This window comes from Rubritalea profundi (genome assembly GCF_002954445.1).
GTDB classification, from domain to species: Bacteria; Verrucomicrobiota; Verrucomicrobiia; order Verrucomicrobiales; family Akkermansiaceae; genus Rubritalea; species Rubritalea profundi.
This window is the reverse complement of sequence record NZ_MQWA01000001.1, coordinates 2194372-2210730: the sequence shown is the minus strand read 5'-3', so window position 1 is coordinate 2210730 and position 16359 is coordinate 2194372. Positions and strand designations below refer to the sequence as shown.

The 16359-nt window shown below is 48.6% G+C and carries 12 protein-coding genes, 1 tRNA gene and 1 pseudogene; 4 read left to right on the top strand and 10 right to left on the bottom strand.

Going from position 1 to position 16359, the window contains the following annotated elements:
- Positions 1-21 precede the first annotated feature (21 nt).
- Together BSZ32_RS09665 and BSZ32_RS09660 are read left to right on the top strand one after the other, a co-directional pair.
- Positions 22-300, top strand: coding sequence for a type II toxin-antitoxin system Phd/YefM family antitoxin (locus tag BSZ32_RS09665; RefSeq protein WP_105043234.1), 279 nt, complete (start codon positions 22-24; stop codon positions 298-300).
- Entirely contained in the window at positions 301-687 is a 387-nt protein-coding gene (locus BSZ32_RS09660) for a type II toxin-antitoxin system VapC family toxin (protein ID WP_105043233.1), read from the top strand.
- A 59-nt stretch (positions 688-746) separates the two neighbouring features.
- Here BSZ32_RS09660 and BSZ32_RS09655 read toward each other — a convergent pair whose 3' ends face one another.
- The 10 genes from BSZ32_RS09655 to BSZ32_RS09610 all read right to left on the bottom strand — a co-directional run bounded on the left by BSZ32_RS09655 (position 747) and on the right by BSZ32_RS09610 (position 14805).
- Positions 747-2045, bottom strand: coding sequence for an NAD(P)/FAD-dependent oxidoreductase (locus tag BSZ32_RS09655; protein ID WP_105043232.1), 1299 nt, complete (start codon positions 2043-2045; stop codon positions 747-749).
- Between the two features lie 1161 nt (positions 2046-3206).
- A complete protein-coding gene (gene recG, locus BSZ32_RS09650; RefSeq protein ID WP_105043231.1) occupies positions 3207-5228 on the bottom strand; it encodes an ATP-dependent DNA helicase RecG in 2022 nt (673 codons plus the stop codon).
- 4 nt (positions 5229-5232) lie between these two features.
- Positions 5233-6903 carry a single-stranded-DNA-specific exonuclease RecJ gene (gene recJ / locus BSZ32_RS09645; protein ID WP_240610607.1) on the bottom strand — a complete coding sequence of 557 codons (1671 nt, stop codon included), beginning with the start codon at positions 6901-6903 and terminating at the stop codon, positions 5233-5235.
- A 220-nt stretch (positions 6904-7123) separates the two neighbouring features.
- On the bottom strand, positions 7124-9901 hold the full coding sequence (gene ileS, locus BSZ32_RS09640) for an isoleucine--tRNA ligase (RefSeq protein ID WP_105043229.1): 2778 nt from the start codon (positions 9899-9901) through the stop codon (positions 7124-7126).
- A 169-nt stretch (positions 9902-10070) separates the two neighbouring features.
- Positions 10071-10778 (bottom strand): thioredoxin family protein, encoded by a 708-nt coding sequence (locus BSZ32_RS09635; protein WP_105043228.1) that lies wholly within the window; start codon positions 10776-10778, stop codon positions 10071-10073.
- 129 nt (positions 10779-10907) lie between these two features.
- Positions 10908-11594, bottom strand: coding sequence for a thioredoxin family protein (locus BSZ32_RS09630; RefSeq protein WP_129589684.1), 687 nt, complete (start codon positions 11592-11594; stop codon positions 10908-10910).
- A 148-nt stretch (positions 11595-11742) separates the two neighbouring features.
- Positions 11743-12885, bottom strand: coding sequence for an acyl-CoA desaturase (locus BSZ32_RS09625; RefSeq protein WP_105043226.1), 1143 nt, complete (start codon positions 12883-12885; stop codon positions 11743-11745).
- Positions 12886-13216: 331 nt separating this feature from the next.
- Entirely contained in the window at positions 13217-13909 is a 693-nt protein-coding gene (rnc, locus tag BSZ32_RS09620; protein ID WP_105043225.1) for a ribonuclease III, read from the bottom strand.
- Positions 13910-14038: 129 nt separating this feature from the next.
- Positions 14039-14114 (bottom strand) — tRNA-His (locus BSZ32_RS09615).
- Positions 14115-14211: 97 nt separating this feature from the next.
- Positions 14212-14805, bottom strand: a complete 594-nt coding sequence (locus BSZ32_RS09610) for a hypothetical protein (protein WP_129589683.1) — start codon at positions 14803-14805, stop codon at positions 14212-14214.
- Positions 14806-14911: 106 nt separating this feature from the next.
- Here BSZ32_RS09610 and mgtE point away from each other — a divergent pair.
- Positions 14912-15952, top strand: a pseudogene (gene mgtE, locus BSZ32_RS09605) (magnesium transporter); the annotation flags it as partial.
- Positions 15953-16004: 52 nt separating this feature from the next.
- The gene (locus tag BSZ32_RS20345) at positions 16005-16298 is read left to right on the top strand and encodes a magnesium transporter (protein ID WP_343125943.1); all 294 of its coding nucleotides are present in this window, start codon (positions 16005-16007) and stop codon (positions 16296-16298) included.
- The last annotated feature ends 61 nt before the right edge of the window (positions 16299-16359 follow it).

The window sequence follows — 16359 nt, the reverse complement described above, 5'->3', positions numbered from 1 at the left end:
ATTTAGACTAGACTGGTCTAAATGAAGGAAATTGGACTTTACGAAGCCAAGACCAAGCTCTCGTCCTTGGTTGCGGAGCTGGAGCAACATGGCGAGAGTATTTTACTCACCCGTCATGGTAAGGTAGTTGCACAACTCTCCCTGCCAACGGCGACTAGAGCGCCAAAGCGGGGTTGCATGAAGTCTGAAAATTTCCATATTTCAGCCGACTTCGATACCGTCGAGCTAGGGTTTGAAGATTTACAAGATCAGCCAAACCAAAAGGTTGCTGAAGATGAAATGCCCTACGGAAATATATAAATGGATCACTTGCTGGACACAAACGCCCTCATTTTCTTTCTAGAAGACTCCCCAAGGCTGAGTTCGAAAAATGCTGAGTTAATCGAAAGCTCGCAGAGTATGAGCCTCATCTCGATGGCGAGCTTGTGGGAGATTACTCTTAAGGCTTCATTGGGCAAACTGCAGGTCAGCTATGACGATCACACAGACTTGCCCAAACTCCTACGCGAGCATGGCTTCGAAATAATTGAAATCACATGGCCAGCGATGAAGCGCTCGTGCGAACTCCCGCGACACTATCGCGACCCTTTTGATCGGCTACTCATAGCTGAATGCCAACTGCGCGGCGTGCCTATCATTTCAGCTGACAGTCAGCTCGACGCCTACGGGATCGAGCGGCTTTGGTAAGATAATACAAAATGCCAGATTAGAGTGCAAACTGGCGTTTTGAAAATTGCTTGAGAAGTTTACTTCTTGTCTTGGAAGTCTTCGGGCTTGTATTCGAAGACGCTTACTCCGGGCGCATTCGTGATGTAACTCCAAAGCCAGTGGATGAACACGCTGAGTTTTGATCTGAAATCGACGAGGAACAAAATGTGGATGAACAACCAGGCGAGCCAAGCAATATAGCCTTTGAGCTGGATCTTTCCAAACTCTACGACTGCGTGAGAACGCCCAATGATAGCCATAGAACCTTTGTCCCAATAGACGAAACCTGGGCGCTCGGCACCAGCATTTCCAGCATTTCCAGCAATGGCCTCACTAACTAACAACTTGCCAATGAAGCGACCCATTTGTGTGGCAGCGGGAGCCACACCCGGTACGGGAACGTCATTTGCATCCTTCATAAAAGTCACATCTCCAGCCACAAAGACATGGGGATAACCTGGCAGTGCTAGACTTAATTCAGGCGTCACTTTGCCTACGCGGTTAGCCTCCACCGGCAACTTTGCCACGATGCTTTCAGCCTGCACTCCAGCAGCCCAGAGAATAGTCCCAGCGAGGATTTCACCCTTTTTGGTTATGACACGACCTTCTTGAATGTCAGTCACCATTGTACTTGTCTGCACTTCCACTCCGAGGCTCTCGAGACGCTGCTTAGCATAAGCTGAGCTTTCCTCTTCGTAAGGAGGTAAAATACGTGGTCCCGCTTCTACTAGCACCACCTTGAGCTTACTCGTATCGATGCGACGGAAGTTGCGCTTCATAGAACGCTGGATGAGTTCGACAAATGCTCCAGAGAGCTCAACCCCTGTTGGACCGCCTCCGACGATAGCTATAGTCATTAATCTCTCTCGTTCAGCTTCGTCATCAGACATTTCAGCCTTTTCCAAATTCTTTAGAACGGTCTCACGCACTTCGTAGGCTTCCGCCAAGGTTTTCATCCCGAGCGTGTACTTTGCCCAATGATCATTGCCGAAGTAGCCAGTCTTTGCACCTGCCGCCACGACCAGCGTATCGAAGGAATACTTTTTACCAGACTGACCGTGAACAAACTTCTCATCAGCATCGATCTCCGTCACCTCATCCATCAACACAGTGATGTTTTCAGCATCAGCCAGAATACTACGCAAAGAACGTGCAATATCATGGGAAGGAAGTGTGGCCGTTGCTACTTGGTAAAGCAACGGCTGGAATAGGTGGTGGTTCGTCCGATCAATCAGAGTCACCTCAAATGTAGGCTTATTTGCCAACTGCTTTGCACACTCTAAGCCTGCGAAACCTCCTCCAATAATCACTACCTTTTTCACTTCAAAACCTGCCATGCATTAGATCTAATCTCGCTCACCACGATAGACAAGTACGACTTCGTCGATTATTTCATAAAATGTGACATCCTCGATTCCATCGCACTTTTGAGAAGTCAAAAAAGCAGGATCCCACGCCGATGTAGCTTAACCCTACTAAGCTGTCTCCCCTCACGTGATTCATACATCCTTTCCAGTACAATCTAACGGTATTTACACAGCTAAAAGAAGAGCAGGAATATTCAAAAATTGACAGTAAATTAAACATTCTCAATTTGACCACCCTACCAAACTACATTTATATCAGCAACTAGTAGCCCAAACTAACGTAAATATAAATTTTACACACCCGTTTAAAAATTACCTGTAAAAGAGCAAGAAGCTTCAATACATTCTACTGACTTCTTCGTATAGTACAAAAGTCTTGGGTGTAATCTACTCTTCCACCAAAGTAGTAAATTCTGAAAAGACTTAGGCAAAATATAATGTCGTGATGCGAACGCTCTGAAGGTATCTAGTCACGATTCCCCCCTAGTACGCTATTTGGCGGGTGAAAGAATCCCCTTCACCCGCCAGGTGGCACCCTCAATTCCCTCGTTCATATAGTCCTGGCTCCTCGCCCCCTTTGCACATGGGCCCCCTAGCCACGAATCACCCTCACCTTTATTGATATGTATGGGTTTGCTTCTTGCAGCAGTTGATTTTTAAAACTCCTATCTGCCTATGCGTTACGGCCCCATCGATCCACAGTTTTTTTATCCGTAACTGGGAATGACTCTCTGAACTTCTCAAATCAAATAGCATCGTTGTTCTTCACTCAAATGAAGTCATGCCAATGTGCACAGACTGAGTAACGCCCTTCGTACAGAACTCAAATATGATTCACCTCACTGGAGATGATCAACAAGAGACTGTATTAATGCTCTATCCAGACGCGCCCAACGAAAAGTAAAAAGAGGTTCTTTTTGTTCGCTAGACCAATGAGCCAGCTCCTATATATTTGGGAATAAGCCAAAATACAAGACAGAGCGATCCACAGAGATCTCCAGTGTCGAGGACCAGCAATGGACATCACACCTCCTTAGGCTCGATGTTCACTACGTGCTCCCACTAAACGAACTATTCGCGATCGAAGCCGATTAGATCGAATCTCTCATGGCCCAATAAGGGCGGCTGAAATTAGGCTCTCACGCCATCGTCCACCATCAAATCTAGCAGCTTTGAATGAGATGTTAGATTGGGATCTTCGTGCAGCAAGGCGTCAGCTAACCTTCTAGCTTCTCTCACTAGGTCGGCATCCGCAAGGTATTCGATAAACCTCAAATCTGCCAGACCACTTTGTTGGGTCCCCAGCACATCACCCGGCCCACGTAGACGCAGATCAGCTTCGGCAATTTTGAATCCATCATCGGTTTGCACTAGCTCTTGAAGCTTTTCAAGAGCTGCAGAGTTTTTTCCATCGGTAACTAGAATACAGTAACTCTTGTGCTCACCTCGGCCGACACGACCGCGAAGCTGGTGCAGCTGGGATAGACCAAAGCGCTCAGCATTGTAAATCACCATGAGATTGGCATTAGGCACATCAACCCCGACTTCAATCACGGTTGTTGACACTAAGACATCAGTTTTACCATCACGAAAGTCAGACATCACTGACTCTTTCTCCTCTGAGCTAACCTTCCCGTGAAGGAGCGCTACCTCGTATTTACTCAGGCGCTTCTGCCATTTCTCAAACTCCACGGTAGCCGACTCAGCGTTCAGCGATTCACTTTCTTCGACCAAAGGGTATACCAAATAAGCTTGGCGCCCCTGATCAAGCTGTTGCTTCACAAATTTAGTCACGTCACTCACCTTAGCCTTTGGCTTCAATGCCGTGATCACCTTACCTCTACCTGCTGGTCGTTCATCTAGGACTGAAACCTCTAGATCTCCGTAGATTGTTAGCGTTAGAGTTCTAGGAATAGGTGTGGCTGTCATCACTAAAACATCGGGCATCACACCTTGCTGAATCAGTCTACTCCGCTGCTCCACCCCGAACTTGTGCTGTTCATCAATGATCACAAGCCCTAGATCCTCAAAAGAATCCTCGTCATAAAGTAGCGCATGCGTGCCAATTAGCAATTGAACCTGACCTGAACCTCCTTGATCTAGCTTCTTCGCCGAGGTTCGCAATCCCACTCGAACCCCCAATGGATCTAACCATTTACAAAAGGTTAGGAAGTGCTGCTCAGCGAGTATCTGAGTGGGAGCCATCAAGGCAACTTGTGCACCACTTTCGATAGCCAATAAGGCAGCACACATCGCCACAAATGTTTTACCAGATCCCACGTCTCCCTGCAGCATTCTATGCATAGGGCTAGGACGCCTCATGTCAGCCACAATCTCTTTAACTGAACGTTTCTGCGCCCCAGTCAGATCAAATGGTAGACTTTCATAAAAGGCCTTAAGCAGACTCGTCTTTTTACCTAAAACTCTACCACGCTGGGCATCATAGCGGCTCTTTCGCCACGCCACATTGAGCTGAAGTATAAAAAATTCTTCCAACGCAAAGAAGCGCCGGGCCGCTTCGGCCTGAGGCATAGCTTCGGGAAAGTGGACTTCCCTATAGGCATCAATACGTGGGTAGCTTTCATCGACTTGGTAGGCCTCGCATAAACTATCTGGGTCAACATCCTTGCGGAATCTATAAGTAATCTCGCGCAAGCGTCGTTGAGAGATTCCCACTATATTCTTATAAATGGGAACAATTCTATCCACATGCACGCTCGCATCCACCATGTCATTAATGATTTCAAAATCTGGATGATCTATGACTAGCTTCCCGGCGGTTTCCTTGAGCTTACCAAAGAAAATCAACTCATGTCCAACTGCCAGAATTTTGGCAATGTAGGGCATATTGAACCACCTCAGCACGATCGTATTATCTGAGAATCCATCATCAGTCCCAACTACAACTTCGTGAAAACCCTTGCGTCCACCAAAACCTTTGCGCTGACAATCCACCACCACTCCCCGAAGGCACATAGGTTTACCTGTCGCTTGTGCGGGAAATGCAGCAAATTGCCGACGGTCTTCGTAACGTTTCGGCAGATGATCTAACACCTGCTGTACGGTCATTACCTTGGCGGTCGAAAAGGCTATAATCTCCTTCGTCGTGAGAAAGCCTAACTCGGTAAGTTCTGCTGACGCAATAAGCCCCATAGGTCTATCCTGAGTGAGATGCTCGCACATCTTGAATCACCATCTGCAAGCTTGTACGTCCCCTAAAGGTATTGCGGTCAATTGTAAAAGCCACATCCCAAGGAGGATCAGGTAAAGTCCGTTCACCTCCACCAAAGAAAATAGCATCGTGCTCAGAGATTCCCTGACGTAAGAACAACTTAAGGTGGTTATTTTTTAGATGCCTCGGCGCTTCTGTTAGCCACACCTCACGGCTCATGAATACTGGCTGCGGATTCTGGCTACCAAAAGGCTGTAACAGGTCGTAGCTGTCCATGAATTCGAGCGATAGCACATCGAAACCAATTTCTGAATCGACGTTCATTCTCGGCGCCCGTTGTTCCTTGCTGGTAGTCTCTAACACATACTCAGAAAAATTCTTGCGGAAGTCAGCTAACTTCTCTTCACGAATGCTCAGCCCAGCAGCCATATCATGACCACCACCAGAGATCAAATCGTCTGGACATGCCTGGATAGCTCCCACCAAAGAAATGCCCTCAACGCTGCGGCCACTTCCTTTACCTAGGCCATCTTCGTCTATTGAGATGATGAAAGTGGGCTTATAGAACTGACGCATCAAGCGTGAGGCCACAATCCCCACCACCCCTGGGTGCCAGTTGCGCGAGCCCAAGACTATCACAGGATCGTTGATTGGATCACATTGCTCGTAGACCATCTTCATGGCCTCCTCCCGGATCTGCTTTTCGTGCCCTTGGCGCTGGCAGTTATACTCATCTAACAATGAGGCAATACGATGTGCAGCCTCGAGATCTTTTTCGACGAGAAGTGAAAGCGCATCTTCGGGACGATCCATCCGGCCGGCCGCATTGATCCTCGGCCCGATTCGGAAGCCCACATCCATACTACTCACATTGTCTGACAAGCCAGCCACCTGCTGCAAAGCTTTTAGCCCTGCGTTACTGGTTTGCGGAAGGCGCTTTAGTCCATGGCGTACGAGCAAGCGATTTTCTTTCACCAGCGGCACAATATCTGCCACTGTCGCCACAGCGACCATATCAATATAGTCTTTGAGGTCGAAGCCTTCGGCTTTCCGACGCTTCAGCAAAGCATGCGCTAATTTAAAAACAACTCCAGCAGCACAGAGATAGTGAAAGTCATCACCTAGCTTTGGGTTCACTACTGCGATACAATCTGGACACCCGCGCACTGACATTTCGTGGTGGTCCACCACGATCACATCAATCCCTAGCTCGCCGAGTCGGTCGATCTCATCTATTGATGCGGTGCCGCAGTCCACCGTAACCACAAGGTCTGGCTTTCCGTGTTTGGCGAGTAAATTGTCGATAGCAACATCACTGAGTCCATATCCTTCTCCGCCACGTTTAGGGATAAATATCCCTCCGGACACACCGTATGCATCTAGCACATTGCGCATCAATGCTACAGAAGTCACACCATCCACATCATAATCACCATAGACGATGACGTGTTCATTTTGGTCGACCGCTTGAAAAATTCGTTCCACTGCAGGCTCCATGTTGGGCAGCAAAAATGGATCGCTCAGATCCTTGAGGCGTGGATTGAGGAAAGCCTCTATATTCTCTTTACCTGTGACACCCCGTTGGCCTAACAACTTCAAAAGAATGCTAGGCACCCCTTCGACATCGACTTCGCTACTCGGCGGATCTTTTTTCAAAATCCATTGTCTAGGCTCCTCTCGCATCTTCAGCGCTCAACCTAGCCCTGCAGTCACAACTCCACAAGAATTCTTTCAGATTTACGAAAGAGATGTGACTAGGCACTGAGCAAGAACGGTTCTACCTCTCAGATTGTAGCAACCACCACTCAGCATCTAGCCACAAAAAAAGCTCGGAACCATTTAGGTCCAAGCTTTTGATTGAACGATTGGTTAGGACTTAGCCATTTACCACATCCTCACAGCGAGCACAGAGGCCGCTGTCTAGCAGTGGTTCGTAGCGGCGGCAGCGTGGACACATGGTGTACTCTGTTGCGCTTGCTTCAGCCTCAAGGACTTCACCTTTTTGGACCTTGAGGTCAGCGAGGATGAAGAACTCTGTTGCGAACTCACGGTCGTTGAGTGCTTCAATAGCAGCAAAGTCCTCAGGGACTGTAACGAGCACTGATGCTTCGTTGTTCTTATTGAATTCTTTAGCCTGTACCTTTTCTTCGATCGCAGTCTGGATGACTCCACGCGCTTCAAGTAGAGCTGCTACCTTAGTGGAGACCACAGACGGAGCCCACTCAGTTTTCGCTTCTGGGAAGTCTTGCTCGTGCACTGAGCCCTCGAAATCAGCGTGCTCCCACGCCTCGTCAGCAGTGTACGCTAGAACTGGGGCGAGCAGTTTAGTTAGAGCTGTGAACACCTCGTGCATGACTGTCTGAGTCGCGCAGCGGCGGAGGCTTTCCTTTGAGTCGCAGTACATGCGATCTTTGGTGACATCGACGTAGATGGCAGAAAGATCGGTCGTACAGAACTGGTTGATCTGGTTGAAAACTTTGCGGAACTCAAAGGCTTCATAGGCAGCACGACATTCCACGATGACTTCGTGAAGACGTTCGAGCACCCATTGATCGAGAATTGGCATATCCGCTTTCGCCACAGCATCTGTCTCAAGATCGAATCCATCCATGTTACCAAGAAGGATACGAAGCGTGTTACGGAGACGACGGTATGGCTCGGTAATTTGCTTGAAGAGGCCTTCACCGAAAGGAACTTCGGTCTGCCAGTCGACGCTGGAGACCCATAGACGGACGATGTCAGCACCGTACTTGTTGTAGTAATAGGCTGCATCGATTGGCTTACCGCTCTTTTCAGCTTCTGACTTGGAAAGCTTAGTGGACTCACCATTGGTTTTGCCTGCCTTCTTAGCCTTGAGCTTATCTTGGTCGACCACGAAACCGTGTGTGAGAACAGACTTGTATGGTGCTGCATCACGCAGACCGACTGAGAGCATGAGTGATGATTGGAACCAACCACGGTGTTGATCAGTCGCTTCGAGGTAAAGGTCGACAGGACCTTCGAGCTCAGGACGACGCTCGACAACAGCTTTGTGTGATGAACCAGAATCGATCCACACATCGAGCGTGTCGCGGCATTTTTTATAACCAGCTGGCAGGCCGAGGCGCTCGCAAAGTTGTTCATCAGAAAGTTTGAACCAGATATTAGAGCCTTCTTTTTCGATGAGGTCAGCGATCTTGTCTGCCGTCTCTGCATTTATCACAGCCTTGCCTTTGGTATCGAAGAATACAGGAACTGGAACACCCCAAGTACGTTGACGGGAAACACACCAGTCCGGACGAGCTTCTACAGTCCCGTAGATACGGTTCCGACCCCACTTAGGAAGCCAGTTGACCTTATCGATTTCTTCGAGAGCCTTCTCACGGATTCCTTCGAGCGAGATGAAGAATTGCTCCACCGCGCGGAAAATGATCGGCGTCTTAGACCTCCAGCAATGTGGGTAGCTATGGTAGTAGTTTTCCTTTCCGAGAAGGAAACCAGCAGCAGCCAAAATCTTGATGATTGGCACGTTGCAATCAAAGACATGTTCGCCGACGAGATCAGGAAGTCCACATTCGTCAGTGTATTTACCTTCGTCGTCGACTGGAGAAAGAACTCCTAGACCATTGAGCTGGCCAACAGCGTAGTCATCTGCGCCGTGACCTGGAGCAATGTGTACTGCACCTGAACCAGATTCAGTTGTAACAAAATTTGCCAGGATCAGCTTGGATGTGCGATCGAGGAATGGGTGCTGGGCTTCGAGTCCTTCGAATTCGGATCCCTTCACCTCTTGGAAAGTCTGTTTCAGAGCGAAGCCAGTCTTCTCCTCGATTGCTTCGAGAAGATCTTTCGCGATGACTAGGTTCTTGGTGATCAGCTCAGCAGCGTGATTCACCTTTTCAAACTTACCCACCACGTATTCGATACGCTCGTGCACTGCTACAGCGAGGTTTGCCGGAAGCGTCCACGGAGTTGTGGTCCAGATCACCATGGAAACATCTTTGCCGAACTTGTCGGAATTCAGCGGGAACTCGACGTAAAGTGAGATCGACTTTTTGTCCATGTACTCGACCTCAGCCTCGGCGAGTGCAGTCTGCGCACCGTAGGACCACTGAACGGGCTTCTTGGATTGATAGACATTGCCACGCTTGATCAGCGCAGAAAAAGTACGCACGACATCTGCCTCGTAGGCTGAGTCCATGGTGAGGTAAGGATTATTCCAGTCACCAAACACACCGAGACGGCGGAACGATGCCTTCTGAGTCTCGATCCAACCACTTGCGAAATCAACACAACGACGGCGGATTTCAGCAGGCTCAAGGTCACGCGCATTCTGGCAAACCTTAAATTCGATCGGAAGACCGTGACAGTCCCAACCGGGGATCATTGGAGTCTCAAATCCAGCCATTGTCTTGGATTTAAGTACAAGATCCTTAAGTACTTTGTTGAGCGCTGTGCCCATGTGCACGTCACCATTGGCAAACGGAGGGCCATCGTGTAAAATATAACGCGGAGCATTCTGATCAATACGGCGCTTTTGAATACGTTGGTAAAGATCGTTAGATTCCCATTGGTCGAGTCGCTGAGGCTCCTTCTTCACGAGGTCTCCACGCATTGGGAAAGTCGTTTGAGGCAGACTCAGGCTGTCTTTGTAGTTTTGGGCGTCCTTGCACATAGATAAAAATAAATTCGGCGGAAGCTATCCAGCAATACGCTAAGGGTCAATCGCGCATTCTGCTAAAGTGATCGTAATGCCTGAGCTCAATTTATCATGCACCATGTGACCCGTGAGAGCTTTGATCATTCATATTTTTTTGCTCAGGCTAGAGCGTCGTTGATTTACTTTATTTGGCTGACTTACCCGCAGACGCAGGTGTCGCTGGTTGGCCAGCATCAGAGCTTAGCCCTAGCATATCCTTTGGTAACCCTTCGGTGACTTCTTTAGCATCCTTAGGCACACGGACACGCGTGATTCCTACAGCCAAATCGCCTTTTTTACCGCGCACCATCATATCCTCAACAGTTCGCTGACTATTGCTCCCAGGAAGATCACCTTCTTTCATGGTGAATTCACCTTCAACTATACCCGTGGTGTATTTACTGAAAGCCGATTCTAGCACCTCGTCAGATTGATCACCTCTAAGCTCTGCCACCTCTTTCCCATTAAGAAAAAACTTAAGCACGGGAACCTTATCAATTTGGTACTCATTCATTGCCATCGTTGCAGCTTCACCGGGCCTCCCAACATTGACTTCCATAATCGCGGAATGTTCAGCGTACTTCTTAGCCATGGCATCCAGCTTTGGACTCAAGGCCTGGCAAGGTGCGGATGTGGAACTATAGAAATCTAGCACCACGAGCACATTAGGCTCAGCCAACCAAAGCTTCACATCTGAAGCCGAAGCTTCGTGTACTCGGCTGATCCCTTGACGGCGCTCAACTGGCAGGCTTTCACCCACCACGCTAGACACCATTGACTCAACTTGGTCGCAAGATACTACACCAAATAGGCAGATAAGTCCGAGACTATGAGATAAGGCATTTTTCCACATGGTGTGGGCTACATAGACCGGATTCTCGTCAGAGACAACCCTAATTCAAGTGATTACAATCAACCTTTACATAGTCTCAGAACCCTAATAACTCAACCAAATTCTAGGTTTCGGTTCTTCTATTGAAGCCTATTCCTGAGCTGGAATCGTGGGAGTGGCAGCCGGACCCGAACTGAAGACATTACTGGGGAGCCCCTCGGTAATCTCAATAGCATCAACTGGCACCTTTGATCTTGTGATCCCCTGAGGAAGCTCATCTAGATTCGTGCGCACCATCATTTCCTCCACCGTGCGCTGAGAGCGCATACCAGGGAGCTCACCATCTCTCATGGTATAGTCGCCATCAATTTTTGAAGTGTACTTCTTAAAAGTAAAATCCAAATCCTCTTCAGTTTGATTCCCTCGAAGCTCTTTTACTTCTTTGCCATTGAAATAGAACTTTAGAATTGGAGTCTCATTGATCTTATACTCGTTCATTGCCACAGTGGCCACATCCCCAGGCTTACCAACATTGAGCTTCATGATCGCTGACTTATCAGCGTATTTTTCAGCCATTTTCACAAGAGCTGGATCCATAGTCTTACACAGCTGACATGAATCACTATAGAAATCTAACACCACAAGCACATTGGGCTCGTCGAGCCACTTCCTAATATCTGAGACTGAGGCTTGGTGCACATTTTTGATTCCGGCTCTACGCTCAGTCGGAGCACTTTTTCCAGTTACATCATTCACAAGACTCTCTACTTGATCACACGAAATCGCACCAAAAAGACAGAGAACACAAACACTAGAGGGGATGATTTTTTTCCACATAACCCTAATACTGTAGATCACATCCCACTCAGGCTCAATCACATTCTGCTAGACTCCCCACAGCACACGGCTCCAGCCTCATATACCAAAGCAAAGAACTCGAGATCTTACGACCTCGAGCTCTACCTGAAATTTAGTTAAGCTATACTTACTTCGTTGCTAGCGATGGCTTGAACTTAGTAATCTTTCTCACAAGAGTACGGATCTCACGCTCGAGCTCAGAAACCTTAGTCTTAGACAGATCAACCTTAGTTGAAATAGCATTCTCAATCAGTGTGTAACGCTCAGAAAGCACGGAGGAAAGCGCCTCGAAACCTTCTTCAGCAATCTTGCGTTTAGGACAAGACTCATCCGCTTTATCGATGCCAGCCTTCACTCGTTTCTGTTCTAAGAGTCGCTGCGCTTCACGCACCTCAGCGAGGATGATTTTCTCATCTGGAACGCGGCGAAGGTTGCTTGTAAGGCCCATCTTAGACAGAAGCCAAATCGCCCACTTAGTTGGATCAAACTGCCAAGACTTCACACCATTACGGTAGTCATGCTGGAATGCGTGATGGTAGTTATGGTAGCCTTCACCACAAGTGAATAAAGCCATGATCGCTGAGTCACGGGCAGTGTTTCCTGAATTGTAAGGACGCGTCCCAAGCGTGTGACATGCTGAATTAATGAAGAAAGTACAGTGCTGCACGATCACGATACGGAGGAAACCAGTCAACAGAAGACAACCGAGAAAGCCTCGTGTGCCGTCGAGCCAAAGGCCAAAAAGTGAAGGGATAACTATACCCGCAACGAAGCCAATAAGGTGGACCCACTTATCCTGCCACATCACTAGCTTATCCTTTTTAAGGTCGTTCACATTATTCATCAATGGCATTGGATCGAGCTTGAAAAGCAACCAACCAACATGCGCATAAAAGAATCCACGGGAAATGTCATATGGATCTCCATCGTGATCCACGTGCTTGTGGTGGTGACGGTGATCGGATGCCCAGCTAAGGCATGAGTTCTCATAAGCGGCAGCACCCATAACAAGCGTGGCAAGCTTCACTGGCCACTTCGCTTTGAAGGAGAGGTGAGAGAACAAGCGGTGATAGCCTAGCGTGATACTCATAATCGTAGCCGAGCAGAAGAACAGGCAAAGCGCGATTTGGAAGATCAGCAGGCTGAGAGGCATTTCGCCTCCGTACTTAATGAAGTACCAAGGTGAGCCAATCAGAGCTACAATGGTCGTAACCATAATGAAGGTACTGGTCTTCCAGTTGACACGGTGGAATGGGAAGTCTTTAAACATAATAATAATTTCTATAACTGTATTGATGGTCTGTCACTTGGGAAGCCACGCTCCGCAGTCCAGACCACTGGACGTAACCCTAGATTCTGAGAATTGCCAACAAAAACCAACAAAAACCAACTTACTCCACGACTTTGCCATGATATGCGCAAGAAATATCATGAATTGCGGAACTCAATGCGGCTTCTATATTCTGTAACTCTGGGGATCCTGGCTCCTCCAGAAGAATACGTACTCAAACTAAAGAAATTCTCACATTTTCGCGAAAAATACCGATTTCCAGCGACTAAAATACAAATTCACGCTCGATTTGGACCATTCGACCCACAAATCACTTTGCGGCAGTCTCCCAAGACTTGACCTCGATCGCGTTGCCCGCGGCAGCAGCCTCAGCCTGCTTCTTGTTTTTTCCCTTACCACTCGCCAGCATAATGTTATTCCAGTGCACTTCGACTACGAAATACTTGTCATGGTCAGGTCCCTCCTCATTTACCACCTTGTAAACAGGGCTTTCCGGTAAAATAGCTTGCAGCGCCTCTTGAAGCCGTCCCTTTGGATTTTCCTCCTCTGGCTTTTCAGAAATTTTATCAACCTCTTCTTTAGCGACCTTAAGTACAACATCACATGCCGCCTCAAAGCCTCCATCTAGATAAACAGCTCCTAGCAGCGCCTCGAAGGCATCAGCGAGCGTTGACGCTCGCTCACGACCACCGCTGGCTTCTTCACCACGGCCGAGCAAAACATAGCCGCCGAGATCAATACCAATCGCTAAATGATGCAAGGCTTCTTTAGACACAAGCCGAGCTCGCATCTTGGTTAAATCACCTTCAGAGAAACCAGGGAAGAGATGGTAGAGGTGCGCCGTGAGCGCCAACTGCAAAACCGCATCCCCCAAAAATTCGAGCCGTTGATTATCGAAATGAGGGCGCTGGGTTTCGTACGCCAAGCTTGGGTGCGTCAGTGCCTCAGCCAATAATAGTGAGTTGCGAAATTTGTATCCTAAAAGTGCTTCGAGTGAATCCATCCTATAAAGTCAAGTAGAGGCTGACCATTCAGAGTGATTCCCTCCCATCAAGCAAGAGAAAACCTTAGCCATGGCACAAAAAAAGACACCCTTAGGTGCCTTTTCCTTAACTTGCTCAAAAGAGCAAAATGGGGTGAATGACGGGACTCGAACCCGCGACAACCGGAATCACAATCCGGGGCTCTACCAACTGAGCTACAATCACCATTTTGGTTTGCTTACGCGGGGCGCAACCTAGCGATTCCCCCCTCATTGGCAAGATCTTTTTTAGGTTAAATTACAATTTATTTTCCGCCACTTCACTAATGGAGACTTTGCCTAGAAGATTTTAGGTTCACAACAATTGCTGTAGCGATCGCATAGAAGCCACCCAAGATAACTGAGGCTCCTAAAATGGCTTGTAAGCCTGCAACACCTACTGGTTGGAGTACTTCATTTTCCGCGACGAAGGCTTCGAAGAAAGGCTTCGCCAAGACAAGTAAGATATACCCATTGAATGCCTTCACCAGCAGCGATCCAGAAACATAAACATTCGAAATACTGCGTCCCCACTTCCTATACTTTAGCAAACCCACACCCGCCACAATCAACGCTATACAAACCAACAGATCGAGCCATAGCAACCAACCATTCGCCTGATCCACGCCATTCAATAATGCCAAAGAACTTGGCGACACGAAAATCGCTCCCTCTACTGCCCCCACTTGCGTTTCCAAAGTGCTCGACAAAGTCCCCCCGCTAAGTAATCCGGATATCGCCGAGACAAGACTCACCCCGCCAAGGATTAGATGTGTAATCCCCATGACCTTCGGAATACTCGAGGGCTTCTTAGGCAATGCTGGCGGTTGGGCATTCTCGGCATCGGGCTGGTAGGGAGACATTCCTTGATTTGGCATGACTCTAATCCTAACCAATAGCCCCCATTGGTCAAGCCCTCCAAGTAGGTGAAATCTCCCAGTTTTCGCACTTCCATTATGAGTGCGCATCATTAGGCTAAGCGGCATGAGCGAGGAAGCTAAAGACACACGCCGCATGGTGGAGGCGATTGAGGAACGCGATTCCGCAAAATTTCTTAAAGTGGCTGATGCGCTGCACTACGCTGACCTCGCTGAAATCTTTGAAAGACTCAACGACGACAAACGTGAATTCTTCTCCGAACACATCGATAAGGAAAAATTTGCTGCCGTCATCACCGAGCTCCCTGACACCCTCGTGGAAGAGACCATGGCGCGTCTCGACACTGAGGGGCAGCGCGAAATCCTCGACCAAGTTTCTGACGATGACCGAGTCGATATCCTTCAAGACGTTTCCGACGACACTCGTGAGCGCCTGTTAGCGCTGATCGAACCCGACGACATCGAGGTCACCAAGTCACTTCTTAAATACGGCGAACATACCGCAGGTGGTCGCATGACAACTCACTTCGGCAGTATTCATGCCGAGATGACAATTAAAGAAGCTCTGCACAGCCTGCGTGGGGCCAGCGATGAGACTGAATCATTTTCTCGTGTTTACGTCGTCGACGCAAAGGAAAGACTCTGTGGCTATGTTCGCTTCCGTGACCTTGCTTTCAACACCTGGGAAACAAAAATATCTGAAATTCAGCGCGAAGTCACCCGCTCCATCCTAGCCTCAGCTGACCAGGAAGAGGCCGCTCAGATGGTATCCAAGTACGACCTCTTCGTGCTTCCCGTCGTCGACGAACAAAATCGCATCTTAGGCATCATCACCCACGATGACGTGGTCGAGATTCTCGAAGAAGAGTCCACTGAAGATATGGAAAAAATGGCGGGTTTCTCGGGTGGAATCTCCGAAGAAACCTACCTCAACACCCCGACGATGACGCACTTCAAGCGCCGCTTCCCATGGCTCTTTGGCCTAGCGATTTTAGCGATCGCCTCGGGCATTGTGATGATCAAGTTCGAACACGTCCTCGAAAGTCTGTTCATCCTCTCTCTCTTCCTTCCCATGGTCGTCGCTGCTGGCGGCAACACTGGCGGTCAAGCATCCACCATGGTGATTCGCGCGATGGCGCTTGGCGAACTCGACGAGGGCACGCTCTGGCGAGTCGCTGGAAAGAACTCCGACTCGGCTCATGCTAGGTTCCTTACTCGGCATCGGTATGGCGCTCATTACTATTTTTGTCGTTCCCATGTTCTACCACGACATGCCCGTCGAAATCGGCTTCGTCAAATTTGGAATCGCGGTTGCCATTTCAATGGCGGTTCAAATCACTTCATCTACCCTCGTCGGCTCCCTTCTTCCGATCGGTGCTCGCGCGGCAAAAATCGATCCGGCAGTCGTCGCAGCCCCAGCCATCACCACTATTGTTGACGTCTCGGGCATGGTGATCTACTTCTTCGTTGCAAAAGCAATCCTCGGCCTCTAAGCCCACTTCACACGCAACTCGCAAGGCTTCATCTAGCTAGGCGCTTTATCCTTTGCCCTTT

What these genes read in the sequence shown, in the direction of transcription:
- BSZ32_RS09655 (WP_105043232.1), bottom strand. Translation starts at nt 2,045, where the DNA reads ATGGCAGGTTTTGAAGTGAAAAAGGTAGTGATTATTGGAGGAGGTTTC.
- BSZ32_RS09635 (WP_105043228.1), bottom strand. Translation starts at nt 10,778, where the DNA reads ATGTGGAAAAATGCCTTATCTCATAGTCTCGGACTTATCTGCCTATTT.
- BSZ32_RS09630 (WP_129589684.1), bottom strand. Translation starts at nt 11,594, where the DNA reads ATGTGGAAAAAAATCATCCCCTCTAGTGTTTGTGTTCTCTGTCTTTTT.
- BSZ32_RS09665 (WP_105043234.1), top strand. Translation starts at nt 22, where the DNA reads ATGAAGGAAATTGGACTTTACGAAGCCAAGACCAAGCTCTCGTCCTTG.
- BSZ32_RS09625 (WP_105043226.1), bottom strand. Translation starts at nt 12,885, where the DNA reads ATGTTTAAAGACTTCCCATTCCACCGTGTCAACTGGAAGACCAGTACC.
- BSZ32_RS20345 (WP_343125943.1), top strand. Translation starts at nt 16,005, where the DNA reads ATGCTAGGTTCCTTACTCGGCATCGGTATGGCGCTCATTACTATTTTT.
- BSZ32_RS09610 (WP_129589683.1), bottom strand. Translation starts at nt 14,805, where the DNA reads ATGCCAAATCAAGGAATGTCTCCCTACCAGCCCGATGCCGAGAATGCC.
- BSZ32_RS09660 (WP_105043233.1), top strand. Translation starts at nt 301, where the DNA reads ATGGATCACTTGCTGGACACAAACGCCCTCATTTTCTTTCTAGAAGAC.
- recG (WP_105043231.1), bottom strand. Translation starts at nt 5,228, where the DNA reads ATGGGGCTTATTGCGTCAGCAGAACTTACCGAGTTAGGCTTTCTCACG.
- rnc (WP_105043225.1), bottom strand. Translation starts at nt 13,909, where the DNA reads ATGGATTCACTCGAAGCACTTTTAGGATACAAATTTCGCAACTCACTA.
- ileS (WP_105043229.1), bottom strand. Translation starts at nt 9,901, where the DNA reads ATGTGCAAGGACGCCCAAAACTACAAAGACAGCCTGAGTCTGCCTCAA.